Raw genomic sequence first — 26,703 nt, 5'->3', positions numbered from 1 at the left:
GGAAATGGTTTCCATTACCAAATGGGATCCCGTCAACGAGAGGTGAATCACCCGTGTCCGCGCACTGCCAGCTGACCGGCGCCCAGCCGGGCTTCGGCAACAACATCTCCCACTCGCACCGGCGCACATCGCGCCGCTTCGACCCCAACATCCAGCGCAAGCGCTACTGGCTCGCGAGCGAGGGCCGCCATGTCCGGCTCACGCTCAGCGCCCGCGCGATCAAGGCCATCGACACGATCGGGATCGAGGCCGCCGTGGCCCGTATCCGTGCCCGCGGGGTGAAGGTCTGATGGCCAAGAAGAGCAAGATCGTCCGCAATGAGCGGCGCAAGGTGGTCGTGGACCGGTACGCGGCGCGGCGGGCGGAGTTGAAGGAGATCATCCGCAGGCCCGGCACGGGCGAGGACGAACGGCTCGCCGCGCAGGCCGAGTTGCGACGCCAGCCGCGCGACGCGAGCGCCACGCGGGTGCGGAACCGGGACAGCGTGGACGGCCGGCCGCGCGGGCATCTGCGGAAGTTCGGCCTCTCCCGGGTGCGGCTGCGTGAGCAGGCACACGCCGGATTCCTCCCTGGGGTGCGCAAGTCCTCCTGGTAGCTTGGCGCGGTCTTGGAACCGACCAGGGGGACCGAAAAAGTGCACAAGCTCGTACGTACTTCACTCGCCGCGGCGGGACTTGTCGCCACTCTCGCGCTGACCGGCTGCGGCAGCGACGACGGTGACGACGCCGGCAAGGACTCCGCGTCCACCGCGCCCACCGAAGCCGGCAGCGGCGGCGACGCCGCCAAGGGCGGCAGCATCGAGGGCGCCTGGTCCGGGAAGACCGACGGCAAGACGGTCGACCTGGCCGTCACCGGCACGAAGGCGGTGCTCCTCGCCGACGGGCACGCCTGCACCGGCGACGTGGCGGACATGGGCAAGCCGATGCTGACGCTGAAGTGCGCGGACGGGAACACCGACCGCACGATGGGCTCGATCGAGTCCAACGACGGCAAGACGCTCGTCATCTCGTGGGACGCCGGCGCGAAGGACACGCTGACCAAGTCGGCGACGGGCACACTGCCGACGGGGCTGCCGACGGGCCTCCCGACTCCCTGACGTACGGCATCGGTTACGGGCCTCGGACCTTCACGGGTCCGAGGCCCGTCGTCGTCACATTCAGCGCCTGCGCGACTTCGCGCACTCCCCGCCGTTACGCCGGCGAGAGCGGCTTGGACACCGTGATGAGAGCCGGGTGAGTGGTGCCGGTCCCGCGCAGCGCGTCGATGAAGATTTCGGTGACCCAGGCGGCCATGTCCAGTGACCATTCGCGGGTGACGCAGCGGAATGCCTGACCGCACCGGAGGTGGGTCGTCTCGAGTTCCCCGGCCAGCGGCAGGCCCAGTCCTGCCTCGGCAGGGCTCGCCGGAAGGCCCGGCGGAGAGCTCAGCGGTGCTGCCTCGATTCCGAGTTGCCCATGGGCGCGTTCCAGGGCGGCGGCGAGGATGTCGGGGGCATGACCCGGGAGGTCGGCAGCCTTGGTGCTGGCGACCGAGAGGGTGAACTCCGCCGAGGCGGCGGGGTCCGCGAGGGCGAACCACTCGGCAGCGTAGGCGAGGTCGGCCCGGCTGTCCGGGGCCTCGTACAGGGGAGCCACGGTGTGCAGGCCGGTGAAACGGAAGCGCCCGATGCGGTTGAGGGAGTCCCCGAGCACCGTGGCCGCCGGAAGAACGGGCAACCGCTGTCCCCGCGGGGCGTCGGCGACGTCGACCTGGAGCCAGGCGAGCTGGCGTACGCGCTGGTCCTGCTCCCAGTCGCCGTCCGCCTCGTTGTGGCCCCAGCGCACCCCGTCCGGTCCTGAGGCGTGGAAGGAACTCCAGCCGTAGGAGACCGTCCGCCTGACCACGAGACCGAAGACGTCCTCGTGCTCCGGGCTCACCCAGGGGTTCAGGGTGAGCACGCCATGGACGCCCATGATCATGGGTGCGGGCAGGTTCGCTTCCGACACGTGCGATCTCCTCGTGCTCCGGCAGACCGGTGCCCCGACCCCGGCCGGGGTCGGGGCACCTTCGTCGTTCAGTTCAGTACGCTACTGAACAGCGTTACGGAACGGGCCTCAGAAGGCGCCGCACCACAGGGACTGGGTCTTGGTGATGGCCTTCTCCGGAGAGTCGTTGACCCCGATGATGTCGACGTCGATACGGCTGCGCCACTGCACCTTCTGCACACGGTTCGTGCAGGTCTTGCGGGCGTGGGCGCGGTTCGCGCTCCCGGTGCCGGAGTACACGTTCTTGCTGCCGGTCGCGACGGTCTTCCACTTGTTGTCGCGGTGGTCCAGTGCCTGCAGCTCGATGGTGACCTTGGCCTTGGTGCCGGGACCGCTGATCTTGACCCACCAGCCGTGGCCCGACGCGGAGGCCGGCGCCGTGCTGGAGATGTGGACGTTGTCGCCGTTGGTGTAGAACACGCCCGCGCTGGGCGCTCCGAGCGGCTGCTGGGACGGACCCTCGGCCGGGCTGTCCGTGCCGGCCGAGGCCTTCTCATCCCACGCCTGCGAAGTCGCGGGCGCGGCCACTTCGGTCGTACCGGGCGCGTCGACCCCGTCGAGGCCGTCGGCCGCGCCGGCGGGCGCGGCCGAGGCGAGGCCGAGAACGATCGCGGACGAAACCGCCGCAACAGCAACGTACTTGCGCATGCTGTGAATCCCCCTGTTTGCAAAAGCTAGGTCTGCCCAGATCAGTTCGATCTTGACGCCCGCCACCGTACGACCGGAACAGGCTGGGGAAACAAGGGAATTAGTACCTACTGGATCACACTTGCGGGGCGTGATAGTTGTCTTCGCAAATGGAGTCCACCCATCCGCAACTACCGTCGCCTGGCAGCGATTTCACTATCAACTACAACTTTGCCCGCTCTTGGTGTGACTGGGGAGGCTGCTGGGACAGCCTCGCACGCAAGGCGGTGAGCGCGGATGTGTGCGGGGATGCCTCAACCCTTGTACGGAGTCGCCCAGTTCACCGGCCCCCCCAATGCACAACCTGAAAGGCACCAAGATGAAGATGAACCGCGCCATACGGCACGGCGGCCGGTTACTGGCCCTGACGGTGGCAGCCTGCGGAATCGCGGCGGCGACCGCCCTGCCCGCATCCGCCGATGAGCAGCCGACACGGCAGCAACTGACTGCGGACTGCGCGTCGGGCGAGGGCAAGTGCACCTTCAACTCGCCCCAGCTGGGCGAGGCGTACCTGGGTCAGTTCCGCCAGGTCTCCGACTCGCTCTTCAACTGCAGTACGTCGGACGCCACTCAGTCCATGACCTGGAACGACACCGTGGGCTCGACCGACTCGGCCGGCGTCTCGGTCACCGCGGGCGGCAAGATCGCCGGCATCATCGACCTGAGTGTGACGGCGACCTACAGCCACACCTGGTCGAGCACGCACTCGGAAAGCAGCTCCCTGGGAATGACGGTCAAGCCCGGTGAAGTGGGCTGGATCTCCCGCGCCCAGGTGATGCAGAAGGTCTCCGGCACCTGGCAGACCCACTACGACAGCCCCAAGTGGGACCACTACTACTGGTTCTTCGAGGACACCATCACCGGCCCGGCCAAGAACGGCACGGACGGCACGAGCAACGCGGTGGTCGTCAAGAGCCGCAAGATGACCGCTGCGGAGAAGAAGTCCTGCTCCGCCGACGCCGCCCACGACGGCCGGGCGTTCGTCCAGCAGCGCTGATCCACGGACCCCTGCCCTGGCCCAGGGCAGGGGTCCGCCGCTGAACTACGCGTCCCCCAGCTCGCACCACACGGTCTTGCTGTCCGCGCCCCACACCACACCCCAGCGCACGGAGACCGCGTCCAGGAGCGCGAGGCCGCGTCCCGATTCGTCGCCGTCGGCCGCCCGGACGCTTCATCGCGGGTCTCAAGGCCGACCTTCCTCAGGGCGTGATGCGCGGGTGCGTCTTCGAGACCTGTGCGCTGTCCGCCGCCGCTCTGCCGTGCGTCCAGCCCGCCTCGTCGTTCACCCCGCGCACCCTTGTGGTCGTCGTCTCCGGGAACATCCGCTCCGCCCGGTCCGTGACCGCCACGTCCCGCGCGGCCAGGACAGGCAGCAGGTCCCGGCCCCCGTCGGCCGTCACCGCGTCCGTCACCGCGTCCGTCACCGCGTCCGTCGCCACGGCCAGGCGCTCGCCGAGACGGCTTGCGTACGCCATCAGGAACGACTGACGGAACGCCTTCGTCCGCTTGCGGCCGCCGGCGCGCTGCGTCGCCTCCGCGCGGGTCATCGCCGACGTCCCCTGCACCAGCAGCGAGGTGTACAGCAGCTCGACCCCCTCCAGATCGGCCTCGAAGCCGACGACCGTCGAGAAGCCGAAGCCGCTGTTCCACACCGCGCGGCAGCGGTTCGCCGAGGCGACCGCGTCCAGCAGAATCGCCTTGGCCGTCTCGTACGGAGCGTCCACCCCGATCCGGCAGGCCGCGGGCACATCGGGCCGGTGCGTCTGCGCGGCGAGCACCGCCTCGTCGACGCTGTGCCGCGCCATCAGCTCCTGCGCCTTGGCCGTGAGCGCCTCCGCCTCCTGCGGAAAGCCCGTCGCCTCCGCCTTGGCCAGCAGCGCGCGGATGCGGGTGAGCATGCGCGGCTCGTGCGGCGAGGGCTCCGCGGTGAAGGGCGCGCCGGGGACCGGGCCGACCGGCTCGATCGCGGGCAGCCGGACCAGCAGGCGGTACAGCTCCAGCACGGCGGTCGCGTACGAGAAGCGGTCGGCGGTGTACGGGGTCTGCTTCAGCTCGTCGAGCTGGGCCCGCCAGCGCGGGGCGAGGTGCGCGTACCGCCCGCTCTCCCCCGTGATCAGCTCCGCGACCAGTCGCTCGTGCGGCTCGTCGAGGTCGCGCCGGACGATCCGTACGACATCGGCGGGCTGCCAGCCGCGCTCCCAGGCCCGGCGTACGAACTCCTCGCCCCGCAGCTGCAGTTCGGCGTCGGCGGCCGGGTCGGCGGCGAGCAGTGAGGCGCCGGTGTCGAGGCCTTGGTCGCCGTCCGCGTACAACGCGGCGGCGAGGGCCTTCTCGACCGTACCGACCGTGCTCACCGACTGCCTCCTCAGGAACGTGTTTCGTACTGATGATCCCAGGCGGGCAGGGCAGGCCCCGCACACTCCCCTTCGCCTGCGCTTGTGGTACGCGATCGCCACCGCCGCTGGCAGCGGTGGCCGGGCGGGGCGCCACCCCGCCCTCAGCTGTCCCCGCCCTCGTCGATCAGCCGCCGCACCTCGCGGTCGATCAGCCCCAGGCGGGCCTCCGCCACCAGCGGCACCGAACGCCGCTGCCGGCGCGCCTCGTGGACGTCGATGTCGACGGTGACCAGACCGGGCTCCCACTTGGGCGCCTGGGCCACCACCGCGCCCCGCGGGTCCACCACGCGCGAACCGCCCCAGAACGACGCGCCGTTCTCGTTCCCCACCCGGTTCACGAAGACGACCCAGCACTGGAGCATCCGCGCCGTGTAGGACAGCAGGCTGTCCCAGTACAGGCCGGTGTCCATCGCCTCCGGGTCCAGGCTCGCCGCACTGTTCGCCGGTACGAGCAGGACCTCCGCGCCGTCCTGCACGGCGAGCCAGGGCAGCACCGGCTGCCAGGCGTCGTTGCAGACGAGGGTCGCCGCCCGGCCCCGGCCGCGCGGCAGGTCGTAGGCGCGCAGCAACTGGCCGGGGCTGACATGCTTTCGCTCCTCCCAGGCCAGATAGTTGGGGAGGTACAACTTCCGGTGCGCGTACAGCAGTTCACCGTCGTTGTAGTACGCACAGGTGTTGTACGCCCGCAGCCGCGTGTGCTCGTGGAACCCGGCCATCACATCCACGCCGAACGTTCCCAGCTCCAGCAGCCGCGGATCGCGCGCCTCCACCGAGGTGTCCCGCTCCAGCGCGCCCAGGTGGTAGCCGTGCAGGCTCAGCTCGGGGAAGACGACGAGGTCCGCGCCCTGGGCGACGGCCTGCTCGATCTGCTCCCGGGCCGTCACGAGATTCTGGTCCACCTCGCCCAGTACGCAGTCGGTCTGTGCCAGTGCCACTCGCATGGACCGAGCCTGTCAGGGACCGGGTGATCGGGCACCTCGGGCGGGCCCGTACGGACACGGGCCCGCCCGGTGGAACGACCGGCGGGACGCCCGGGTGGCCTGCGCGCCGGGACGGCCCCGTCAGGCCTTGCGCACGCTCTGCTTCGCCAGCTCGTAGGCCGGGAGCATCCCCTCGTGCTCCTCGGAGTCCATTCCTCCCAGGTGCAGGACGAGCAGCCCGCGCGGGGTCGAGACGGCGAACGCGCGCTCCTTCTTGGGCGCGTCCAGGAACTCATTGGTGTTGAGGTACGTGACCTCGGTGGCGGGGAACTCGCCCGCCTTGGTCTCGCTGAACGTGACCTTCTCCCGGCTCTTCGCCTCGTCCGTGACGAAGGCTTCGAGCGCCTTGCGCGGATCGTCGCCGCTGCGGCCGCCGGTCCATACGCGCATGAAGCCGATGTTCCCGGCAGGCTTCGCGTCGATCTCGCAGACGAGTGTCACCGGACCCTGTGTGACCGGCCCGAACTGGTCGTCGTTCGTGACGGCCTTCGGCTTCCAGTCGGCCGCGAGGTCGAACGAGACGGGCAGCACGCACGGCGAACCGGCGCCCCCGACCGTGCCGCCCTTCGCCGCGGTCCCGGCCCCGGTCCCGTCACCTGGGGAGCCCTTCGCCGCGCCCTTCGCACTCGCCTTTCCCGCGGGCTTCTCCGCCGTCGCCTCCGCCGAACAGCCGGTGAGCACCCCCACCACCCCCACCACCAGCGCCGCCGGGACCAGCCCCACCGCCACGCCACGCATCAGACCTCGCACCACAGATCCCCACCCCTGGTTCAGTTCGAACAAACATGATCGATCCTAGAGAGGTCGACCACCGTGGAGGGACGCCGGATGGGCGAGAACACCGTCGTCGGCGCGGGGTCGGTGGTCACCAAGGACCTCCCGGCCGGGGTGCTGGCCGTCGGCAACCCGGCCCGTGTCATCCGCACGCTCACGCCTGCGGCGGAGTGATCACCAGCTTCCCCCGGCCGCGTCCACGTCCGCGATGGTGATGATGCGCTCGGCCGTGCCGCCGCGCAGCTCGATGGAGGCAGGCAGCGCCCCCTTGCCCGCCGCGTCGAACACGGCGTCCACACCCTGGGGAGCCGCCGCGCGCACTCGCTCGCCCGGTCGCGGGCCTCGGCCGGGGAGCGGGCCAGGGTGATCGCGGAGCTGACCGAGACGCACGCGACGGCGCTGTCCGGGCTGCTGGGCGTGTTGCGCAGCCGGAATCTGGACGACGCCGCCGCCCGCGTCACCGCGGTCGAGCTGGCCGTCACCGCGCTGGTCGAGCTGCGCGCCGAGACGGAACGGGACCAGGCCGTCGCAGAGGAGCCCGCCGGGCAGGCCTTCCCCCGGCTCGCGGACTCACTGCGGCCGCTGGTGCGCTACAGCCCGGTCCGCCTGGAGCTGGGCGCGCCCGACTCCGGCCGGCCGCTGGCCGCCGATGTGGCACACGGGGCGCGCGCGGTCGTACGGGCGGTGCTGCTGACCGTCCTCGAACAGGACGCGGTGGGCCGTGTCCATGTCGGCTGGAGCGTCAGCGAGGGCGAACTGCGCGCGACGGTACGGGACGACGGTCCCGGCGAGATCTCCGCCTGCACGCTCGGCCCGCAGCGGGTCGACGAGCGGCTGGCGGCGCTGGGCGGGCGGCTGGACGTGGACGCGGTGCCGGGCTGGGGTACGACGGTCACGGCGAAGATCCCGCTGGGGGCGCCGGAGATCGCACCGACCGAGCCGCTCGGCTCGCTGGGGGCCCGGGAGCTGGAGGTGCTCAGGCATCTGGCGCGCGGGCACCGCAACCGCGTGATCGCGCAGGAGCTGCACATCAGCGAGTCGACGGTGAAGTTCCATGCCGCGAACATCCTGACCAAGCTGGGGGTCGCGTCGAGGGCCGAGGCGTCGGCACTCTTCCACGCGGTCGCGTAGGAGACGCGGTCGCCTACGACAACGCGGTCGCTCAGGTCCTGTCCGGGGACAATTCGGTCCGTTGTCAGTGCGGGCTGCCACACTCGCTCCCATGAGCGAACGATGGGCTCTGGCGGCGGCGGAGGGCGACGGGGCGCGGCTCGTCCCCCTCGGCCCCGACGGCCTGCCCGCCGGGCCCGTCCAGGAGGAGCGCGATCTGGCCGAGGCCGTCCGCTCCCGCGCGGAGGTCGGCAGATGGGTCTGGCGCTCGACGGCCGAGATCTATCCCCGGCTGCTGGCGGCCGGGGTCCGGGTCGAGCGGTGTTACGACATCGAGGACGCGGAGCTGCTGCTGCTCGGCCACGAGGGGCGGCTCGGCGAGCCCCGGTCGGCGGCGGCAGCCTGGGCCCGGCTGCACAACGCGCCCGTACCGCCCGATCCGCCGCAGCGCGCGGCCGAACCGGGATCACAGTCCTCACTCTTCGAGCCGCAGCCCGTCTCCGTACCACTGGAGGCCCTGCTCGAGGTCTACGCCGACCAGCAGCGAAGACACGATGCCGCCGGACACCCGGGGCGGATGCGGCTGCTGACCGCCGCCGAATCGGCGGGAATGCTGGTGGCGGCGGAGATGAACCGGTCCGGGCTGCCGTGGCGGGCGGACGTCCACCGGGATCTGCTGCACGAGCTGCTGGGCGAGCGGTACGCGGGCGGCGGTGAGCCGCGCCGGCTGGCGGAGCTGGCGGACGAGGTGTCGGCGGCGTTCGGGCGTCGCGTGCGCCCCGATCTGCCCGCGGATGTGGTGAAGGCGTTCGCGCAGGCCGGGATCAGGCTGAAGTCCACCCGGCGCTGGGAGTTGGAGGAGCTCGACCACCCGGCCGTGAAGCCGCTGATCGAGTACAAGAAGCTGTACCGGATCTGGACGGCGCACGGCTGGGGCTGGCTCCAGGACTGGGTACGGGACGGCCGGTTCCGGCCCGAGTATCTGCCCGGAGGCACCGTCTCGGGCCGCTGGACGACCAACGGGGGCGGGGCACTTCAGATCCCCAAGGTCATCCGGCGGGCGGTGGTCGCGGACGAGGGCTGGCGGCTGGTGGTCGCGGACGCCGACCAGATGGAGCCGCGGGTGCTGGCGGCGATCTCCCGCGACCCCGGCCTGATGGATGTCGCGGGCCACGACGGTGATCTGTACTCGGCACTGTCGGACCGGGCGTTCTCCGGCGACCGCGACCACGCCAAGATCGCGCTGCTGGGCGCGATCTACGGCCAGACCTCGGGCGACGGCCTGAAGAACCTGGCCATGCTGAGGCGCAGATTCCCGCTCGCCGTGGCGTATGTGGACGACGCGGCGAAGGCGGGCGAGGAGGGCCGGCTCGTACGGACCTGGCTGGGGCGTACGAGCCCACGGGCGGCCGGGTCGGGGGACGACGACGAGGCGGGCATACCGCAGGAGAGCGAGGAACCGCCGTCCACGGATGGCGAGTTCACACCGGGCTACGCCTCGACGAACGCCCGGGCCCGGGGCCGCTTCACCCGCAACTTCGTGGTCCAGGGCAGCGCGGCGGACTGGGCGCTGCTGATGCTGGCGGCACTGAGGCAGTCGACGGCGGGCCTGCGCGCAGAGCTGGTGTTCTTCCAGCACGACGAGGTGATCGTGCACTGCCCGGCACAGGAGGCACAGGAGGTCGCGAAGGCGATCCGCGCGGCCGGGGAGCTGGCCGGGCGGATCGCCTTCGGGGACACGCCGGTGCGGTTTCCGTTCACGACGGCGGTGGTGGAGTGCTACGCCGACGCGAAGTGACCGCGCCCGGGGCTACATGAAGTTGTGCCACTTGTCGCTGGTGGCGATGGCGGACAGTTGCGCGAGGGTGAGCGCGGGCTCGGGGCGGACGGCCGCCTGGTTCGGATACTGCGAGTTGAAGGCGGTCACGGTGACTCGCATCCCTTGTGGCGTGACGGTCTCGGCCGACCACTCCAGGGAGCCCGGCTGCTTGCCCGCCTTCTGCTGTGTGCGCACCATGCCGCCGTCCGGAGTACCGGGCGCGACGGTCACCCGCAGGAAGGTCTTGACCTTGAGTGACTTCTTGAGCGCCGGGTCCTTGGGTCGACGCGCTTGGCGGAGATCGAGATGAGCGACGTGCCAAAGCCGTCGTCGTACACCAGGGAGGCGTTTGCGATGTCGCCCGGGCCGCCGAAGTTGCTGGTGCCCCGCTGCTTGCTGAACTCCCCCTTGGGCAGGCTGATTTCCAGCAGCTTGATCATCTGGTCGGCGCTGGCGCATGTACCACTTGGGATCGCCGATTCGCGGGTCCGGCTTCCCGGTGATCGTGACGCGCGGTTCCGGCCGGGTGCCCTCGTCCCGCTTCGCGTCGGCCACCGACGTCCCGTCCGGACCATCGCCCGGCACGCCCCCGTAGGCGCCGGCCGTCCCCACGACGCGGGCTCGGCGGGCCGCGCGATCCGCCGGGCCCGCTCCGGCGGCGGGCGGGCAGCCGCGCCGGGTCACGCAGATCGCCGAGGCCGAGGACTGGGGCGTCATCGAGCAGGCGGCCGGCAGCCGCGACACCGGCAGTCGTACGCCGCGCCGGGCCGCGCCCGCCGACGCTCTCACCCAGCGCGCGAAGGGCCGCGGCCGCTCCCGTATCCGGCAGACGGGCGGCGACGAGGCAGAAGACTCATGAAGATCTTGCTGAGGGGTTGTCCGGCCGCAGGCCGGGCGGCCCCTCTGTCTATGCGGTGGCTGGGGTGATGGTCCAGGTTTCGTTGGTCCGGGTGAGTCCGAGGTTGATCAGTCGGCAGATCGCCCACACATCCGGCCCGACCGTCTCCCCGGCCCATTCACTCATCGCCACAACAGAACAGTCTGACCCCGCCGCTCGCGCGGCGGGTCCAGACCCCAACATCTTCATCGGTCTTCTAGTGCGCGCGCCGACCGTCAGCTACTGCGTACCCCTCAGCCCCAAGGCGCCGACGGCCCGCAAGCCGCAGGCAAATCGGGGCAGTCTGGCCGATATGGGCGGTGCGCCGATTCGTCGTGCATCGGCCGTCTGCATCGGGCGGCCAGCGGGTGAGGATGCACCGGCACGGCCGGGACGAGATCCACGGCCTGGCGCTCTCCGACCGCGACTTGGTGGTATTCCTGGAGGCCGCTGGCGTGGTCGACCCGGAGACGGTGCTGGACGATCCGCGCTGGGTGGAGTGGCGCGGCCGGCGTGCCCAGCGGCCGGGACTAGGGCTGAGCTGTCGGGGGCCGGGCCGGCGGCTCGGTGCGCTGGGTACCGAGGAGGTAGCCCGCCTGGAAACGGCTCTTCACGCCGAGGCGGTCCATGACCTCTGCGATGTGGCGGCGGCAGGTGCGGACGGACATGCCCATGCGGGTGGCGATCGACTGGTCGGTCAGTCCTTCGCTGAGCAGCAGGGTGATCCGCTGCTTCAGCTGCTCGGAGATGTCCGCGACCTCCTGGTTGTTCCACTCCAGGGGGAACGGGGTCGCGCTGACCCACCACAGCTCGAAGGTGCTCCTGATGAAGTGGATCAGGTTGGGCTCGCGCACGATGATCGCAGCGCCCGGGTCGCCCTCGACCCCGATGACGGCCACTTTCTGGTCGAACATCAGCAGACGTACGAATTGGTCGTCGAGCGTCCGCACCTCGGCGCCGCGCTGGGAGACCCGTTCCACGTACTCGCGGGTGCCCTGACTGAAACGGGCGGTGTGCTGGTAGAGGGTGCGCATGCTGACCCCGCGCTCCAGCATCGCCTCGTCGCGGGCGATGGCCTCCTCCAGGACGTCGGCCTTACGGCCGCCACCGGGCTGGGAGGTCAGTACCTCGCTCTCGCACTTCGAGGCGAGTTCGGCGATGGCCGCCCGGGTGCTGCTGAGCGTCGCCAGGAACTCGACGGAGCCGCGCGCGTCGCTTCTGGCGGGCTGCTCCTCGTAGACGCGGCTGAACTCCAGAAGCTGCCCGCGCAGGGTCTCGACGGTGGAGCGTTGCGCGCGGATGGAGCGTTCCATCGGGCTGATGACGCGCTCGGCGGCAGTCTCAGGGTCGACGGCGACGAAACCGGAAGGCGCCTCTGCGTCCTCGCGCAGCAGGCCGAGCTCGGCCAGTTCCGTGCAGGACCGCTGGGCCACAGCGAGGGCCAGGCCCAGGCTGGAGGCGATGCCCTCCACAGTGACGGGGGACTGGCGCAGCGTGTGTCGGTAGACGGCGTGCATGACACCTGAGGGATGCACATCGCCAGGTATGCCCGTTTGCTGCTGATTCACGTCTCTACGTCCAGTGCTCATCATGCTGACATGCAGATTAATGATCCACCACTATGCAGGATCCAGCCAGGATGGCCTGCCAGAGTGAAGGCGTGCCAGGGGGCGCAAGGGGGGGTTTCCGACCAGATCCCTCTCAGTGGAACTGTTGAAGGACATGTAACGCAATGAGGCACTTCACCACCATATTCCGCACCGCTTGCACGCTCGCCGTCGTGGCCGTCGCGGGGGCGACCGCTGTCACCACCGCGGGGCAGGCGGCCGACCAGCGGCCCACCGCCGTCGTGGCGGACACCGGCAGGGGCAACCACGGTTTCAAGGGCCTCACTCGAGTAGACACCGGCTGGGGTGGTCCCGGCGCGAAGACCCTGGCGTCGTCGGACACCGGCTGGGGCTCCCCCACCCGCGACGCCTGACGCTACGGGACGGGGGCGCCAGGCCGGACGTCACCACTCCGCTGACCACGTACAGCATGAGCAGGACCCCGCGAGGTGGTGCTGGACGTGCGGGAGAACGAAGAGGCGCCCTGCGGGGTATGCAGCACGACGGACGCGTACGGGTTCGGCCCGGGCGCCACCATGCCGCACTCTGCGTCGACGGCCTTCGACACCTCGTTGCTGGAGATCTACTGCAGGTCACTCAGCGGCGCGCGGCTGGCGGTCGCCGATGACAGCGCTACGACCCTGAGCGGCTGATGGGTTCGTGCGGGACCAGGCGGCCACCCTCGCCTTCTGCATGGCCTCCGGCTGGTGCCGGTGGGCGGAGAGGCTCGTCCGGCCGGCCTGGCGAGTTCCTCGGCCGGGCCGACCAGGTGAAGATCCAGGTCTGCCGGATCGAGCCCGGTGAGATCAACACGGGTGTTCACCGGGCAGCCGACGGTCGCCCAGCCGCATGTGCGGGCGGTGGACTGCCGTGACGGGCGCCCAGCCGGCTGGTCATGCGGGAGCGGGGTGTCCGGGCGTGGCCCGTGGGGTGGACCGCCTCCGGGGGGAGCGCGGGCACCGGCACGGAGCCGCTGGTTCGTGCGTCGGACGCGTACCTCGTGGGCCTGACCAACCCGTACTTGACTTCGGGTCCGGCATCACGGATCCGATCCCACCGAAGCTCCCGAAAAGGCCCCAAGAAGAGATGAGGAACCAACCATGAGCAATCCCTTCGAGGACGCGGACGGCACCTACCTCGTGCTGGTCAACGGCGAGAACCAGCACTCGCTGTGGCCCTCGTTCGTCGCGGTGCCCGAGGGCTGGGCAGCGGCCTTCGGGGAGGCCCGCCGCGAAGAGTGCCTGGCGTACATCGAGGAGAACTGGACCGACATGCGGCCCAAGAGCCTCGTCGACGAGATGGCGACCTCCGCGCGATAGGCGGTACGGCCCCGCACCGCCCGATCGAGGACCAAAGTACGCGAGTCCCCGGACGCGGTGGCACTGATCGTCGGTAGGCAGCGGGGCAGTTGTGTACGGACGGCCAACACCCGGGCCAATGACTTGGCCCGGGTGTTGGCCGTCCGGGGTGCCGGTCTCGGCACGGTAGTCGGGGTCACGCTGCCGTACCCGGGCTTCCCCGTGGGGAGGGCTGTTGCAAAGTCGACTGATCTTGTGACTTCGCTGGTCGGGGCAAGCCGCGCGGCTTGGACCGCGCCGGGGAAGTCCACACCGAGTTCAGTGACCGTCAGGGCCTTTACGGCGCGCAGTTCACGCCGCCCGTGCCCGGTATCGCCTTCCGCATGGCAGGCGGTGACCTCCTCCCCTCGAAGCTCCGTTGAGTGCAGCGACTTGGCAAAGTCACTCGCTCCAACGGGGCTTCGTTGTTTACGGCACGGACGGCGCGACAAGTACCGCCGACCAGGACCATTACAAGATCACACGACTTTGCAACAGCCCTGTCCCCGTAGGCCTGAGCCGGATGCCCGGACCTACTTCATTCGCACGGTCGGCCGTGACGAGGTGATACACCGGGTGCCCTCGGCGCTTTTCGAAGTATTTCGCGCGCAGGAGCCGGGGGAATCGGCGGGCGTCACGGCCGCGGGCCGCTCTTCGCGGACCACGGGATCCGCGAGTACCTGCACGTCAACGCTCTCTCCCGTGCGTCCGTTTCGCTCCCTTTGGTGTTGTATGCCAAGCGCTCAGCTTGCTGTCATGCAGTTATATGAGGCACCAGCTTGCTCGTTTCGGCCGCCCCTGGATGCCAGGGTAAAGCGATGCCTCTTGAGGCAGTTGATCTATGGGTACGCATTTCTTTGAGGTCGGGGGCACCTTGTCTTCTCGTGCTGATTCGCAGCCGTCGCAGGAATCACAGGCAACGCAGGAAAACATCGAGACGTGGCTGTCGGATGTATTCGGAAACGCCCTCGGTCTTGCCGAATTTGCCTCCGACGCCGATTTCTTCGAATGCGGCGGAGACTCCATCCTCGCGGCCAGGGCCGTGATGTGTATCCGGGCCAAGGTGTCGGGCGACGTGCCGCTCTCCTGGCTCTTCGAGCAGCGGAGCCCCGCCAAACTCGCCGCCCTGCTGAACGGCCGCGTCGACCTAGGGGAGGCGGAGCGCTCCCCCGCCATCGTACGGGCCGGGAGCGGGACCCCGCAGCCGCTGTCCCACGCGCAGGAACGCCTGTGGCTTCTCCACCAGCTCGACCCGGAAACCGCTGCCTACAACGAGCCGCTCGTGTACCGGCTCCACGGGGACGTCGACGTCGAGGCGCTGCACACCGCGCTGCGGCACCTGGCGGACCGTCACGACATCCTGCGCACCTCCCTGGTGCTGGACGGCGACCGCCCCGTACAGCGGGTCGAGGAGTCGGCGCGGGTGGAACTGGCCGTCGAGGACCTGCGGGGTGAAGGCGCCGGGACCGCTGAGGACGCGGCCAGGGAGCGGATCCACACCGACCTTGCCACCCCGTTCGACCTCGCCACGGGGCCGCTCTTCCGGGCCGCGCTGCTGCGTACCGGCGACCAGGATGCGTACCTGCTGCTCACCTTCCATCACATCGTCACCGACGGCTGGTCCACCGGGCTGATCCTCGGCGAACTCAGCGCGGGCTACACGGCGGCGCTCGGCGGCCGCCCGGTGGCGGGCGAGCCACTGCCCGTGCAGTACGCGGACTTCGCCGCCTGGCAGCGCGGCTGGCTGGAGGACGGCACCGGGGAGCGCCAACTGGCCTTCTGGGAGACAGAACTGGCCGGAGCGCCGGAGATGTCGGCGCTCCCCACCGACCGCCCCCGTCCTTCCGCGCAGTCCTACAACGGAGACCACGTGCGGTTCAGGCTCTCCCCCGAGCTGGGCGGCCGAGTGGTGACGGCGAGCCGTGAGCACGACGTCACCGTCTACGTGATGATGCTCTCCGCATTCCTGCTCACCGTGCACAAGTACACCGGGCAGCGGGACCTGGTGATCGGCACGCCGGTCGCCAACCGGCACCACCCTGACGTGGACCAGCTCATCGGCTTCTTCGCCAACACCGTCCCGTTCCGATCCCGTTACGAGAACCGTGACACTTTCGAGGAGTACGTACGGGCCGTCGGCGGCACCTGCCTCGGGGTCCTGGACCACCAGGACGTGCCGTTCGAGCAGATCGTGCAACGGCTGAACCTCCAGGGCGTCACCAGCCATTCCCCGCTGGTCCAGACGGTCTTCGCGTACCAGGACGACGAGGAGCAGGAGCTGGCCCTCGACGGGCTGCGGACCGAGACCGTGGCGGTGACCGGCGAGACCTCCCGGTTCGACCTGACTCTCTTCATGACCCGGCGGGGCGACGGATCGTTCGACTGCGACCTTGAATTCAGCACCGACCTCTACGACCTCGCCACCGCCGAGCGTCTCGTCACGCACTTCCTCGGGCTCCTCGGCCAGGTCCTGGACGCCCCGGGCGCCGGCCTGGCCAGCTACCAGCTGTGCACGGCAGCCGAACTGGCCCAGCTGCACGCCTGGAACGACACCACCGTGGAGTTCCCCGCCGATCGCTGCCTCCACGCGCTGGTTGAGGACCAGGTCCGCGCCACTCCCGATGCCACGGCCGTGGTCTTCGGGGACGCCGAGCTGAGCTATGCCGGACTGGACGCCCGCGCCAACCAGCTCGCCCGTCACCTGAGGCGGCTCGGTGTCGGTCCGGACGACGCCGTCGGCCTGTGCATTGACCGTTCACCCGAACTGGTCGTGGGGCTGCTGGCCATCCTCAAGGCGGGCGCCGGCTATCTGCCCCTCGACCCCGAGGCGCCGCGCCAGCGACTGACCCAGATAACGGCCGACGCGCGCGCCGAGGTCTGCCTCACCCTCGGTCACCAGGCCGGGAACGCGCCCGAGGTGGCGCACGTCGTGCTCGTGGACGACGACTGGCAGGAGATCGCCGGACTGCCCGCCGACCGCCCTGACGTGGCCGTACACCCCCGGAACCTGGTGTCGGTGTACTACACCTCCGGCTCCACCGGCGCCCCCAAGGGCGTCGCCAGCACCCACGAGGGCTGGGTCAACCGGATGGTGTGGATGCAGAAGCAGCACGATCTGCGGGCCGGCGAGACGGTGCTGCACAAGACGACGCTGACCTTCGACGACTCGGCGCTGGAGCTGTTCTGGCCGCTCATGTACGGCGGACGGATCGCGCTGCTTGAACCAGGACTGCACCGCGACCCGCAGGCGGTGCTGGCGGCCGCAACGGCGTACCGGACCGTGCTGCTGCAGACCGTTCCCAGCATGCTGAACCTGCTGATGGACGGGATCACCCCGGCCGACCGGGCCGCGCTCGGCGCGCTGCGCAACACCGTGTCCAGCGGCGAGGCCCTCACCCCGGCGGCGGTGCGCCGTTTCGGCGAGACGATGCCCGGCGCGCTGCACAACACCTGGGGCGCGACCGAGGTGTCCATCGACTCCACCATCCGTACCTGCGACGCGTCGGACGCCGAGGACGCCGGCGCGGTCAGCGTCGGGGTGCCCTTCGACAACAACACGGTCTACGTCCTGGACGCGGCGTTCAACCCGGTGCCTGCGGGCGTCACCGGAGACCTCTACATCGGTGGCTCCGGGCTGGCCCGTGGCTATCTGAACGACCCGGTGAAGACCGCGCAGGCGTTCGTCGCGAGCCCCTTCGGCGGCGGGGAGCGGCTCTACCGCACCGGTGACCAGGGCTATCTGCGGACGGACGGCTCGATCAAGTTCGTCGGCCGCAACGACCACCAGATCAAGATCCGTGGCATGCGGGTGGAGCTGGGCGAGATCGAATCCGTCCTGCGCGACCACGAGCATGTGCAGGACGCGGTGGTCGTAGCGCAGCGCACGGCGGCCGGACACTACCGGCTGGCCGGGTATGTGACCGCGCTCGAGCACGACGCCGCTCCGGACCTGGAGTCGCTGCGACGGCACCTCGCCCAATGGCTTCCCGACCACATGCGCCCGCCGTTCCTCCTGGTGATGGACCGGCTGCCGCTCAACGCCAACGGCAAGCTCGACCGGCACCGACTGCCCGACCCCACACAGGGGGTTGGGCGGGCGGAGGCCGAGCGGGCGCCGCTGGAGGGACCGGTGCAGCGGGCCGTCGCCGAAATCTGGTGCGAGGTCCTGGAGCTCGACGCCGTGGGCCCCGACGACAACTTCTTCGACCTGGGCGGCCACTCGCTGATCGCCACCAAGGTGACCGGCCAGCTCCGCGCCCGGTTCGGCCTCGAACTGCCGCTGCGCACCGTGTTCGCCGCCCCTGGCCTGCGCGGATTCGCCGAAGAGGTGGACCAGCACCTCAGGGAGAGGATCAGCGGAATGAGCATGGACGAGATGCGGTCGCTGCTCGAACTGCTGCGCTGACCAGCGCCGGACGACGGCGGACAAGCGGCTGTACGAGCCGCCCGGTACCAAGGGATGGGGACTTCGTGAACACCGGACTGCCTGGAGCAGCCGAAGAGGAATTCTATGAATTCCGCGCCTCACGGGCGCAGCACCGCATGTACTTCCTGCAGCAGCTCGCCGGAGCCGCGCCGACGTATCACATGCCGCTCTTCTACCGGCTGCGCGGCGAGGTGGACAGCGGAGCGCTGTACGAGGCGGCACGCGTGCTGACCGAGCGGCATGAGGCACTGCGGACCCGGTTCGCCGTCCAGGACGGCGAGCTGCTGCAGCTGATCAGCCAGGACGCCGTCTTCGAGTGGCATGAGACGGACGTGGGCACCGACGCCGCGACCGACGGGAACGCAGACGGGAACGCCGAGGGCGCGGTCCGGCGCTGGATGCGGGACGAGGCGGCGCGGCCGTTCGACCTCACGCGCGGGCCGCTTTTCCGGGCCGGGCTGCTGCGCGTCTCGGACCGAGAGTCGGTACTGCTGCTGGGCATGCACCACATCGTCTCCGATGGCTGGTCGTCCGAGATCATGCTCCGCGAACTGGCCGAGGTCTACACGGCCCGGGTGACTAGCGGCGACGTCTCGCTGCCGGAGGTGGAGTTCCAGTACGGGGACTACTCCTCCTGGCAGGACGAGTGGATGGAGAGCCCCGCCGCCCGGCTGCAGGAGGCGTACTGGCAGGAGAAGCTGGCCGGCGAACTCCCTGTCATGCGGCTGCCGGTGACACGGCCGCGCGACGCGTCGGCTCCAGAGCGGCGGGGCGCGAGCCTGGAGTTCCCGCTGCCCCCGGCGGCGGAGGAGCTGCGGGAGTTGTGCAGCGGCGCCAACGCCACGTTCTTCACCGGACTGTTGGCAGCCTTCAAGATCCTGCTCAACCGCTACACCGGACTCGACGACCTGCTGGTGGGCACGCCGATCGCCAACCGTCATCGCGGCGAGTTCGAGTCGACGGTCGGCCTCTTCGTCAACACCACAGTCTTCCGGACCGACCTGTCGGCGGACCCGACCTTCCGTGAACTCCTCATCCAGGTACGCGACTGCGTGCTGGAGGCGCAGGACCACCAGGACATGCCGTTCGAAGAACTGGTCCGGATGAAGAACCCGGACCGGAACGCCGAGTCGTCTCCCGTCTTCCAGGTGATGTTCGGCATGAACGAGGTCGGGGACCAGGGTCTGCGGCTGCCCGGGATCACCGGCGAGTGGCTGTCGACGGACTCCGGAACCGCCAAGTTCGACCTGATGCTCGACGTGGCGGACACGCCGGAGGGCCTCACGGGGATCTTCGAGTACCGCAGTGACCTGTTCGAGGCGTCCGTCGTGGACACGCTCGCCCGGCACTACGGGCGGCTGATCGAGGCCCTCGCGAAGGAGCCCGACGTCCCGGTCTCCGCCCTGCGGATGCTGTCGGACGATGAGTACGCCGCCCTCACCCCGCCGCCCGCCGTGACCGACGAGTCCGGGGCCCCGCAGCCGGTGCACGAGCTGTTCGCCCAGTGGGCCGCCCGCACGCCGGACGCCGTCGCGCTGGTCGACGGCGGTGTCCAGCTCACCTACGGCGATCTGGACCGCCGGTCCCACCAGCTCGCCCACCACCTGCGCGAACACGGTGTGGGGCCGGGGGTGATGGTCGGGCTGAGCATGGAGCGCTCCGCCGACCTGGTGACGGCGCTGCTCGCCGTGCTGAAGGCGGGCGGCGCCTACGTACCGCTCGACCCGGCGTATCCGGTGGACCGGCTGCGGTACATGGTCGAGGACTCCGGGCTGGCGACGATCGTGACCGGTGGCGCGGTCCCGCGCTGGTGGACCGGGTCCGAGGGGGCCGCGTTCGAGGGCACCGTGGTCGACCTCACCGCCGACCCGGAGCTGCTGGACCGGTACCCGGCCACGCCGGTGCGGGGCGGCGCGGGCCCCGACGACCTCGCGTACGTCATCTACACCTCCGGCTCGACCGGCCGCCCCAAGGGCGTGCTGATCCCGCACCGCAACGTCAGCCGCCTGTTCACCGCCACCGACCACTGGTTCGGCTTCGGGGAACGGGACGTGTGGACGCTCTTCCACTCGTATGCCTTCGACTTCTCGGTCTGGGAACTGTGGGGAGCCCTCGCCCACGGCGGACGGCTCGTCCTGGTGCCGTACGAGACCAGCCGCGAGCCCGAGTCCTTCCTGCGGCTGCTGCGCGAACAGCGCGTCACCGTGCTCAACCAGACGCCGTCCGCCTTCTACCAGCTGATGCGGGCCGACGAGGCCGCTGGCGGCGACCCGTCCGAACTCTCCCTGCGCTATGTGGTGTTCGGTGGCGAGGCGCTCGACCCGAACGCCCTGCGCGGCTGGTTCGCGCGGCACGGCGACGCCACCCCGCAGCTGGTCAACATGTACGGCATCACCGAGACGACCGTGCACGTCACTTACCGCCCGATCACCCTCAAGGACCTGGCGGAGGGCAACGGCAGCGTCATCGGCGAGCCCATCCCGGACCTCCACCTGTACGTGCTGGACCAGCACGGCCGCCCGGTGCCGGCTGGTGTCCAGGGCGAGCTGTACGTGGGCGGCGCGGGCCTGGCGGACGGGTACCTGAACCGGCCGGAGCTGACCGCCGAGCGGTTCGTGCCGCACCCGTTCGCGGCCGACCCCGCCGAGCGGCTCTACCGCACGGGTGACCTCGCTCGTTTCCTGTCCAACGGGGACCTGGAGTACTGCGGGCGCATCGACTCGCAGATCCAGTTGCGCGGCTTCCGGGTCGAGCTGGGCGAGATCGAGTCGGCGCTCTCCGACCATGACCTCGTCCACGAGGCCGTGGTGTTGCTGCGCACCGAAGCGGAGGGGCACGCCCAGCTCGCGGCGTACGTCACCGCGCGGGCGGGCGCGACTGACGCAGCCGCGCTCGACACGGACGCGCTCGACACCGAGGTACTGCGTGCCCACGCGGCCCGTCGGCTGCCCGCCTACATGATCCCGGCCACCTTCACGCTGCTGCCCGAGTTCCCGCTCACGGCCAACGGCAAGGTGGACCGCAAGCGGCTGCCCGACCCGCAGGTCGGCCAGGCCGTCTCCGGGCGGGAGTTCGCGGCTCCGACCACTGCGGCCGAGCAGGTCCTGGCCGAGGTGTGGTCCCGGGTCCTGGGCGTGGAACGGGTGGGGATCGACGACAACTACTTCGCGCTGGGTGGCGACTCGATCCGCAGCATCCGGCTGCTGGCTCTGGCCCGCGAGGCGGGGTTGGAGATCGGCTTCAACGACCTCATGACCCGCCAGACGGTCCGTGGCCTCGCCGTGCTCGCGAAGACGGCGGACGCCACCGGGGACCCGGCCGGGGCGGCGGGAGCGGGGGCAGGCTACGTGCCGTTCTCCCTGGTCCCGGCGGCTGACCGGGCGCTCCTGCCGGACGGCCTGGAGGACGCCTATCCGATGACCCGGCTCCAGCAGGGCATGCTGTTCCACAGCGACCTGTCGGCGGCGGGCACGGAGTACCACAACGTCTCGACGTACCATCTGAAGGCCCGTTTCAGTGAACCCGCCTGGCGCGACGCGGTCTCCGGGCTGCTGGTCCGGCACGAGATCCTGCGCACCTCCTTCGACGTGAGCGGCTTCGAGGAGCCGCTCCAACTGGTCCACGAGCGGCTGCCGTCGCCGATCACCTTCGAGGACCTGAGCGGTCTCACCCCCGCCGAGGCGGACGCGGCGGCGGACCGGTGGTTCGAGCGCGAGAACGCCAAACACTTCGACTGGCGGACAGCACCGGTGATCCGGTTCCACGTCCAGCGACGCCCGGACGACACCCTCCAGCTCTACATCACCGAGCACCACGCGATCCTGGACGGCTGGAGCGAGCGCTCCCTCTACGCGGAACTCCTCCTCCGCTACAGCCACGGCCTGTCCGGCGCGGAGCCGCTGGACGCCGCTCCGCTGCGGTCCCGGTTCTCCTCGTACGTCGCGCTGGAGCGCGCGGCGGTCGAGGACGACGACAGCCGCCGCTTCTGGGCCGACCAGCTGACGGGGTCGACGCTCACCCGACTGCCCCGGGGCCTGGTGGCGGCCGGGCGCCCGGGGTACGCCGTCGACGCGGTGATGGCGTTCACCGACCGCCCGGTGCCCGAAGCGGTGCACCGGGGGCTGGGCGAGCTCGCCCGTGAACTCGGCGTCCCGCTGCGGACGGTGCTGCTCGCGGCGCACCTGCGGGTCATGGGCCTGCTGACCGGTACGGACGACCTCGTGACCGGCGCCGTCTACAACGGGCGCGGCGAGGAGGCGGACGGCGATCTGGCGCTGGGCGTCTTCCTCAACACGTTGCCGGTGCGCGGGCGCCTGCCGGGCGGGACCTGGTCCGACCTGGTGCGCCAGACGGCGGCACTGGACCTGGAGATCCTGCGGCACCGCAGGTACCCGCTGTCGGAGATCATGCGGCGGACGGGGGTCTCGGAGCCGTTCGAGGCGTTCTTCAACTACACCCATTTCCACGTCGAGCGGTCGCTGGACGAGCAGTCGGACGTGGAGGTCCTCGACTCCCACGGGGTCGCGCACACCAACTTCCCCTTCGGCGCGGAGTTCTTCCGGGACGGTGTCGACGGCGCGCTCGGGCTCGGGCTGCGGTATGACACGGCCCAGTTCGACGCGGAGCAGATCGAGCTGTTCCACGGGTACTACGCCGCCGCGCTGGCCGCGCTGGCCACCGACCCGGAGGGCCGCTACGAGACCGCCGACCTTCTCTCCCCCGCCGAGCACCGCACCTTCCAGGAGTGGAACGACACCACCGAGCGGTACGACCGGCCGCACGTGCTGCACATCCTGATCGAGGAGCAGGCGCGGCGGACCCCTGACGCGACGGCCGTCTGGTTCGAGGGCCGGTCACTGACCTACCGCGAGCTGGACGAGCGCGCGGATCGGCTGGCGCGGAGCCTGCGGTCGCGCGGCGCCCGGCGCGGCGGCTTCGTGGCCGTTCTGCTGGAGCGCTCGCTGGAGCTGCCGGTCTGCCTGCTGGGGGTGCTCAAGTCCGGCGCCGCCTACGTGCCGCTCGATCCGGACCACCCGGAGCAGCGGCTGCGCGGAATCCTGGCGGACTCGGGCATCCCCGTGGTGATCACGCTCCCGTCGTGGGACGCGAAGGCCGCCGGGCCGGGCGTCGCGATCGTCCGCCCGGACGAGGGGGGGACGGAGCCGGGTTCCGAGGACACCCTGGTCCCCGTGGACGCCGTAGGCCCAGAGGACGGCGCGTACATGATCTTCACTTCGGGCTCGACCGGGACGCCGAAGGGCGTGGTGGTCTCACACGGGGCCATCGCCAACCGGCTGCTGTGGATGCAGCGGGAGTACGGGCTGCGGCCCGGTGAGCCGGTGCTGCAGAAGACACCCGCCACCTTCGACGTGTCGGTGTGGGAGTTCTTCTGGCCGCTGCTGGCCGGGGGCGTGCTGGTGCTGGCCAGGCCTGGCGGTCACCGCGATCCGGCGTATCTGGCAGAGCTGATCGACGCCGAGTCGATCACCACGGCCCACTTCGTGCCCTCCATGCTGCAAGCGTTCGTCGAAGACCCCGCCACGGCCGCGTGCACCGGGCTGAGCCGAGTGATCTGCAGCGGCGAGGCCCTCCCGTATGACCTCCAGCAGCGCTTCCTGGCAAGATTCCCGGCGGAGCTGCACAACCTGTACGGGCCCACCGAAGCGGCTGTCGACGTCACGTACTGGCAGTGCGCCGACGACGGCAGCGGCGTGGTGCCCATCGGGCGGCCGATCGCCAACACCGAGCTGCACGTCCTGGACCGGCACGGTCGGCACATCCCGCGAGGCGTGACGGGGGAGCTCTACCTGGGGGGGACCGGGCTGGCCGAGGGCTACCACCGGCGGCCGGAACTGACCGAGCGGGCCTTCGTCCGGCACACCGACCACGCGGGAGTGACGCGTCGCCTCTACCGGACCGGCGACCTCGTACGGCACCTGCCGGACGGCGCGCTGGAGTACCGGGGCCGGACCGACGCGCAGATCAAGCTCCGCGGCTTCCGGATCGAACTCGGCGAGATCGAGGCGGTCCTGGCGGGCCACCCCGCCGTCGCCGAGTGCGCCGTCCTGCTACGTGACGAGCGGCTCGCCGCCTACGTCGTACCGCGTCCTGGTGCCGAGGCCGGCGCCGATCCGGTCCTGCTCGCGGCCTACGCGGCCAGCGCGCTGCCCGCCTACATGGTGCCGTCGTCCTGGACCTCGCTGCCCGCGATGCCGCTTACCGGCAGCGGCAAGCTGGACCGCAAGGCGCTGCCCGCGCCGAGCGGGACCACGCCGGCCCAGAGCCGCCCCGCCGCGCCCCCGCGGGACGAGGTCGAGGCGTGGTTGCTGGAAATCTGGACCGAACTGCTCGGCCCGGAACGGCTCGGCGTGCACGACGACTTCTTCGTGGTGGGCGGCCACTCGCTGCTGGCGCTGCGGCTCGTCTCCCGCATGAACGCCGCGTACGGGCGGAGCCTGGGGGTCTCGGCTGTCCTGGAGAACCCGACGATCGCCCAGCAGGCGTCCCTGGTCCGGGGCGACACCACTGCGGCGCGGGTCGGCGCGGCGGTGCCCATCCGGGCCACGGGGGAGCGGCCTCCGCTCTTCCTCGTCCACCCCGCCGGCGGCGGCGTCCTGTGCTACCGCGAGACCGCGGCGGCACTCGGAGGCGACCAGCCGGTGTACGGGCTGCCCGCGACCGGGCTCGCCGAGGGGATCGTTCCGGCGGAGACGGTCGAGGAGATGGCCCAGTCGTACCTGCGCGCCGTCCAGGAGGTCCAGCCGTCGGGCCCGTACCACCTGGGGGGCTGGTCGTTCGGCGGGCTGGTGGCCTACCAGATGGCCTGCCTGCTGGTCGCCGACGGCGAGCGGGTGGACCTGCTCGCGCTGGTGGACAGCGGCCACCCCGGTGGTGGCGGCGCGCCTGGTACGGAACCCGGTCGGCCAGATCCTCAACTGCCCGAACCCGAGTTGCTCGCGGACTTCGCCGAGGACCTGCTGCTCTCCGCCGGGCTCACCGTTCCGCTCGAACTGGCCGCCGCGCTCAGCGAAGCGGGCGACGGCGACCAGGAGTGGGAGAGCCTGCGGCTCGTCCACGAGGAACTGGTCCGGGCGGACGCGGGCGGCGGTCTCGGCCTCGCCGACCTGGCCCGCCATTACGCGGTGTTCCGGGCGAACCTGCTCGCCATGACGGCGTACCGGCCGCCGGCCTTCCCGGGAGCCGTGCGCTTCTACCAGAGCACGGACGGCGCTCAGTCGGGCTCCGCGCGGGCCTGGGAGCGCACCGTCGGCACCGCCCTCACGGTGCGCGACCTCGACACCGACCACTACGGGATCGTGCGCGCCGCGCACATCCAGGAGATAGCGAGAGACATGGAAGAAATCATGCAGGAAGGGCCGCGCCGGTGACCGACAAGAGAACGACCCTGTGGCGGCACGCCGACTTCCGCAACCTGTGGTTCGGACTGACCGCGTCGCTGTTCGGGTCCAAAGTCACGGCCGTGGCGCTTCCGCTGATCGCAGCCGTCTCGCTGGCGGCGACGCCGTTCGAGATGGGCGTCCTGATCGCGGCGGAGGGACTGCCCTACCTCTTCATCAGCCTGTTCGCCGGGGTGTGGCTGGACCGGAGCGCCAAGCGCCCCATCCTCATCCTCACCGACCTGGTGCGCGCGGGGCTGCTGCTGCTCCTGCCGATCGGCTGGGCGGGCGACTTCCTCTCCTTCCCGCTGCTGCTCGCGGTGTCGCTGGCCGTCGGCGTCTGCACGGTGGTCTCCGACATCGGCAGCGCCTCCTATCTGCCGCTGCTCATCGACCGCAAGGACCTGGTCGAAGGCAACAGCAAGCTGGAGCTGAGCAGTTCCGCCTCGGACATCGCGGGCAACGCGATCGGTGGCGGCTTGCTCCAGATCATCTCCGCGCCTCTCGCGGTGATCATCAACTCGTTCACGTACCTGGTGTCGGCCGTCTTCACCGGCCTCATCGGGCACCGCGAGGCGAAGCCCGCCCCGGCCGGCGCGGTCGAGGCCGCCGTACAGCCCGGCGTCTGGCGGGAGATCGCCGAGGGCGCGCAGCCCGTGCTGCGTAACAAGGTGGTCCGCACGCTGGTCACCGCCACGCTGGTCTTCAACCTCTTCACCCTGGTGATCGAGCCGGTCTTCCTGATCTTCATCACCCGGACGCTGGGCCTGGAACCGTTCTTCATCGGGCTGATCTTCGCCTCCGCCGGGGCGGGCGCGCTGGTCGGGGCGCTGGTCGCCGAGCGAGCGACCCGACTCCTGGGAGTCGGGCGCGCGATGGTCTTCTCCCTGGTGATCGCGGGGCTGTCGGCCCTGCTGATCCCGGTGGCCACGCAGCTGCCGAAGACCGAGGCGTCGTTGCTCATCGTGGCCATGCACTTCATCGACTCGGCCATGGTCATCATCTACAACGTCAACCAGCGCAGCCTGCGGTCGGCCGTCACTCCCGACGACCTCCAGGGCCGGATGAACGCGACGATCCGGATGGTCGTGATGGGCGTCACCCCGGTCGGCGCCCTCGCCGGCGGCTTTCTCGGCGGCTGGTTGGGTGCCCAGCAGACACTGGCGCTCGGCGCCGTCGGTGTCCTGCTCTCCGGCGTCGTGATCCTGCTGTCCGGCGTCCGATCGGTGCGGGAGATCCCCGATGCCGACCCTGTAGCGGTCTGAGGCG

Annotated in this window: 20 protein-coding genes and 3 pseudogenes; 13 read left to right on the top strand and 10 right to left on the bottom strand. The window is 70.6% G+C overall.

The features are described 5' to 3' along the window. The first annotated feature begins 53 nt into the window (after positions 1-53). The 3 genes from rpmB to SLUN_RS22315 are packed head-to-tail and all read left to right on the top strand — an operon-like array spanning position 54 to position 1,096. Entirely contained in the window at positions 54-290 is a 237-nt protein-coding gene (gene rpmB / locus SLUN_RS22325; RefSeq protein ID WP_108150977.1) for a 50S ribosomal protein L28, read from the top strand. Then, positions 290-595 carry a 30S ribosomal protein S14 gene (gene rpsN / locus SLUN_RS22320; RefSeq protein ID WP_108150975.1) on the top strand — a complete coding sequence of 102 codons (306 nt, stop codon included), beginning with the start codon at positions 290-292 and terminating at the stop codon, positions 593-595. The genes rpmB and rpsN overlap by 1 nt, the downstream gene beginning before the upstream one ends. A gap of 39 nt (positions 596-634) precedes the next feature. After that, positions 635-1,096 (top strand): hypothetical protein, encoded by a 462-nt coding sequence (locus SLUN_RS22315; RefSeq protein ID WP_108150974.1) that lies wholly within the window; start codon positions 635-637, stop codon positions 1,094-1,096. 94 nt (positions 1,097-1,190) lie between these two features. Here SLUN_RS22315 and SLUN_RS22310 read toward each other — a convergent pair whose 3' ends face one another. Together SLUN_RS22310 and SLUN_RS22305 are read right to left on the bottom strand one after the other, a co-directional pair. Then, positions 1,191-1,985, bottom strand: a complete 795-nt coding sequence (locus SLUN_RS22310) for a hypothetical protein (protein ID WP_108150972.1) — start codon at positions 1,983-1,985, stop codon at positions 1,191-1,193. 108 nt (positions 1,986-2,093) lie between these two features. Further along, positions 2,094-2,672, bottom strand: coding sequence for a hypothetical protein (locus tag SLUN_RS22305; RefSeq protein WP_108150970.1), 579 nt, complete (start codon positions 2,670-2,672; stop codon positions 2,094-2,096). Positions 2,673-3,036: 364 nt separating this feature from the next. Here SLUN_RS22305 and SLUN_RS22300 point away from each other — a divergent pair, with 364 nt between their 5' ends. Further along, positions 3,037-3,708, top strand: coding sequence for a hypothetical protein (locus SLUN_RS22300; RefSeq protein WP_254708628.1), 672 nt, complete (start codon positions 3,037-3,039; stop codon positions 3,706-3,708). Between the two features lie 45 nt (positions 3,709-3,753). On the opposite strand, the pseudogene SLUN_RS41450 reads toward SLUN_RS22300, so the two are convergent. The 4 genes and pseudogenes from SLUN_RS41450 to SLUN_RS22280 all read right to left on the bottom strand — a co-directional run. Then, a pseudogene (locus tag SLUN_RS41450) lies at positions 3,754-3,876 on the bottom strand (ATP-binding protein); the annotation flags it as partial. Between the two features lie 34 nt (positions 3,877-3,910). Beyond that, positions 3,911-5,065: a DUF2786 domain-containing protein gene (locus SLUN_RS22290; protein ID WP_108150967.1), complete on the bottom strand. Its 1,155-nt coding sequence runs from the start codon at positions 5,063-5,065 to the stop codon at positions 3,911-3,913. Between the two features lie 143 nt (positions 5,066-5,208). Then, a complete protein-coding gene (locus SLUN_RS22285) occupies positions 5,209-6,048 on the bottom strand; it encodes a nitrilase-related carbon-nitrogen hydrolase (protein ID WP_108150966.1) in 840 nt (279 codons plus the stop codon). Positions 6,049-6,168: 120 nt separating this feature from the next. Next, positions 6,169-6,825 carry a lipoprotein gene (locus tag SLUN_RS22280; RefSeq protein WP_108150964.1) on the bottom strand — a complete coding sequence of 219 codons (657 nt, stop codon included), beginning with the start codon at positions 6,823-6,825 and terminating at the stop codon, positions 6,169-6,171. A gap of 81 nt (positions 6,826-6,906) precedes the next feature. Here SLUN_RS22280 and SLUN_RS22275 point away from each other — a divergent pair. Continuing rightward, positions 6,907-7,035 (top strand): annotated as a pseudogene (locus tag SLUN_RS22275) (sugar O-acetyltransferase); the annotation flags it as partial. Between the two features lie 15 nt (positions 7,036-7,050). Here the strand turns inward: SLUN_RS22275 and SLUN_RS22270 are convergent. Further along, positions 7,051-7,188 (bottom strand): annotated as a pseudogene (locus SLUN_RS22270) (NADP-dependent oxidoreductase); the annotation flags it as partial. Positions 7,189-7,224: 36 nt separating this feature from the next. Between SLUN_RS22270 and SLUN_RS22265 the strand changes: the two are divergent. Beyond that, on the top strand, positions 7,225-7,992 hold the full coding sequence (locus tag SLUN_RS22265; protein ID WP_257153781.1) for a helix-turn-helix transcriptional regulator: 768 nt from the start codon (positions 7,225-7,227) through the stop codon (positions 7,990-7,992). 91 nt (positions 7,993-8,083) lie between these two features. After that, positions 8,084-9,769: a bifunctional 3'-5' exonuclease/DNA polymerase gene (locus tag SLUN_RS22260; RefSeq protein WP_108150961.1), complete on the top strand. Its 1,686-nt coding sequence runs from the start codon at positions 8,084-8,086 to the stop codon at positions 9,767-9,769. 12 nt (positions 9,770-9,781) lie between these two features. On the opposite strand, the gene SLUN_RS22255 is transcribed toward SLUN_RS22260, so the two are convergent. The 3 genes from SLUN_RS22255 to SLUN_RS22250 all read right to left on the bottom strand — a co-directional run bounded on the left by SLUN_RS22255 (position 9,782) and on the right by SLUN_RS22250 (position 12,184). Next, complete coding sequence (locus SLUN_RS22255) at positions 9,782-10,021, bottom strand: hypothetical protein (protein ID WP_108150959.1); 240 nt, start codon at positions 10,019-10,021, stop codon at positions 9,782-9,784. Beyond that, complete coding sequence (locus tag SLUN_RS39550; protein ID WP_159100304.1) at positions 10,018-10,230, bottom strand: hypothetical protein; 213 nt, start codon at positions 10,228-10,230, stop codon at positions 10,018-10,020. Before SLUN_RS39550 ends, SLUN_RS22255 begins: the two co-directional genes overlap by 4 nt. A gap of 967 nt (positions 10,231-11,197) precedes the next feature. After that, positions 11,198-12,184, bottom strand: coding sequence for a LuxR C-terminal-related transcriptional regulator (locus SLUN_RS22250; protein WP_108150957.1), 987 nt, complete (start codon positions 12,182-12,184; stop codon positions 11,198-11,200). A gap of 215 nt (positions 12,185-12,399) precedes the next feature. On the opposite strand from SLUN_RS22250, the gene SLUN_RS22245 reads away from it, so the two are divergent. From SLUN_RS22245 to SLUN_RS22220, 6 genes are all read left to right on the top strand, one after another. Next, positions 12,400-12,648 (top strand): hypothetical protein, encoded by a 249-nt coding sequence (locus SLUN_RS22245; RefSeq protein ID WP_108150955.1) that lies wholly within the window; start codon positions 12,400-12,402, stop codon positions 12,646-12,648. 87 nt (positions 12,649-12,735) lie between these two features. After that, positions 12,736-12,927 (top strand): hypothetical protein, encoded by a 192-nt coding sequence (locus SLUN_RS22240; protein ID WP_159100303.1) that lies wholly within the window; start codon positions 12,736-12,738, stop codon positions 12,925-12,927. Positions 12,928-13,374: 447 nt separating this feature from the next. Further along, on the top strand, positions 13,375-13,593 hold the full coding sequence (locus SLUN_RS22235; RefSeq protein WP_108150951.1) for an MbtH family protein: 219 nt from the start codon (positions 13,375-13,377) through the stop codon (positions 13,591-13,593). Between the two features lie 859 nt (positions 13,594-14,452). Next, the gene (locus SLUN_RS22230) at positions 14,453-18,016 is read left to right on the top strand and encodes a non-ribosomal peptide synthetase (protein ID WP_108150949.1); all 3,564 of its coding nucleotides are present in this window, start codon (positions 14,453-14,455) and stop codon (positions 18,014-18,016) included. 65 nt (positions 18,017-18,081) lie between these two features. After that, positions 18,082-25,425, top strand: a complete 7,344-nt coding sequence (locus tag SLUN_RS22225; protein WP_108150947.1) for a non-ribosomal peptide synthetase — start codon at positions 18,082-18,084, stop codon at positions 25,423-25,425. Further along, on the top strand, positions 25,422-26,699 hold the full coding sequence (locus tag SLUN_RS22220) for an MFS transporter (RefSeq protein ID WP_108150945.1): 1,278 nt from the start codon (positions 25,422-25,424) through the stop codon (positions 26,697-26,699). Before SLUN_RS22225 ends, SLUN_RS22220 begins: the two co-directional genes overlap by 4 nt. Positions 26,700-26,703: the final 4 nt, after the last annotated feature.

This window comes from Streptomyces lunaelactis (genome assembly GCF_003054555.1).
Lineage (GTDB): Bacteria > Actinomycetota > Actinomycetes > Streptomycetales > Streptomycetaceae > Streptomyces > Streptomyces lunaelactis.
This window is presented reverse-complemented; position numbering and strand designations above follow the sequence as displayed.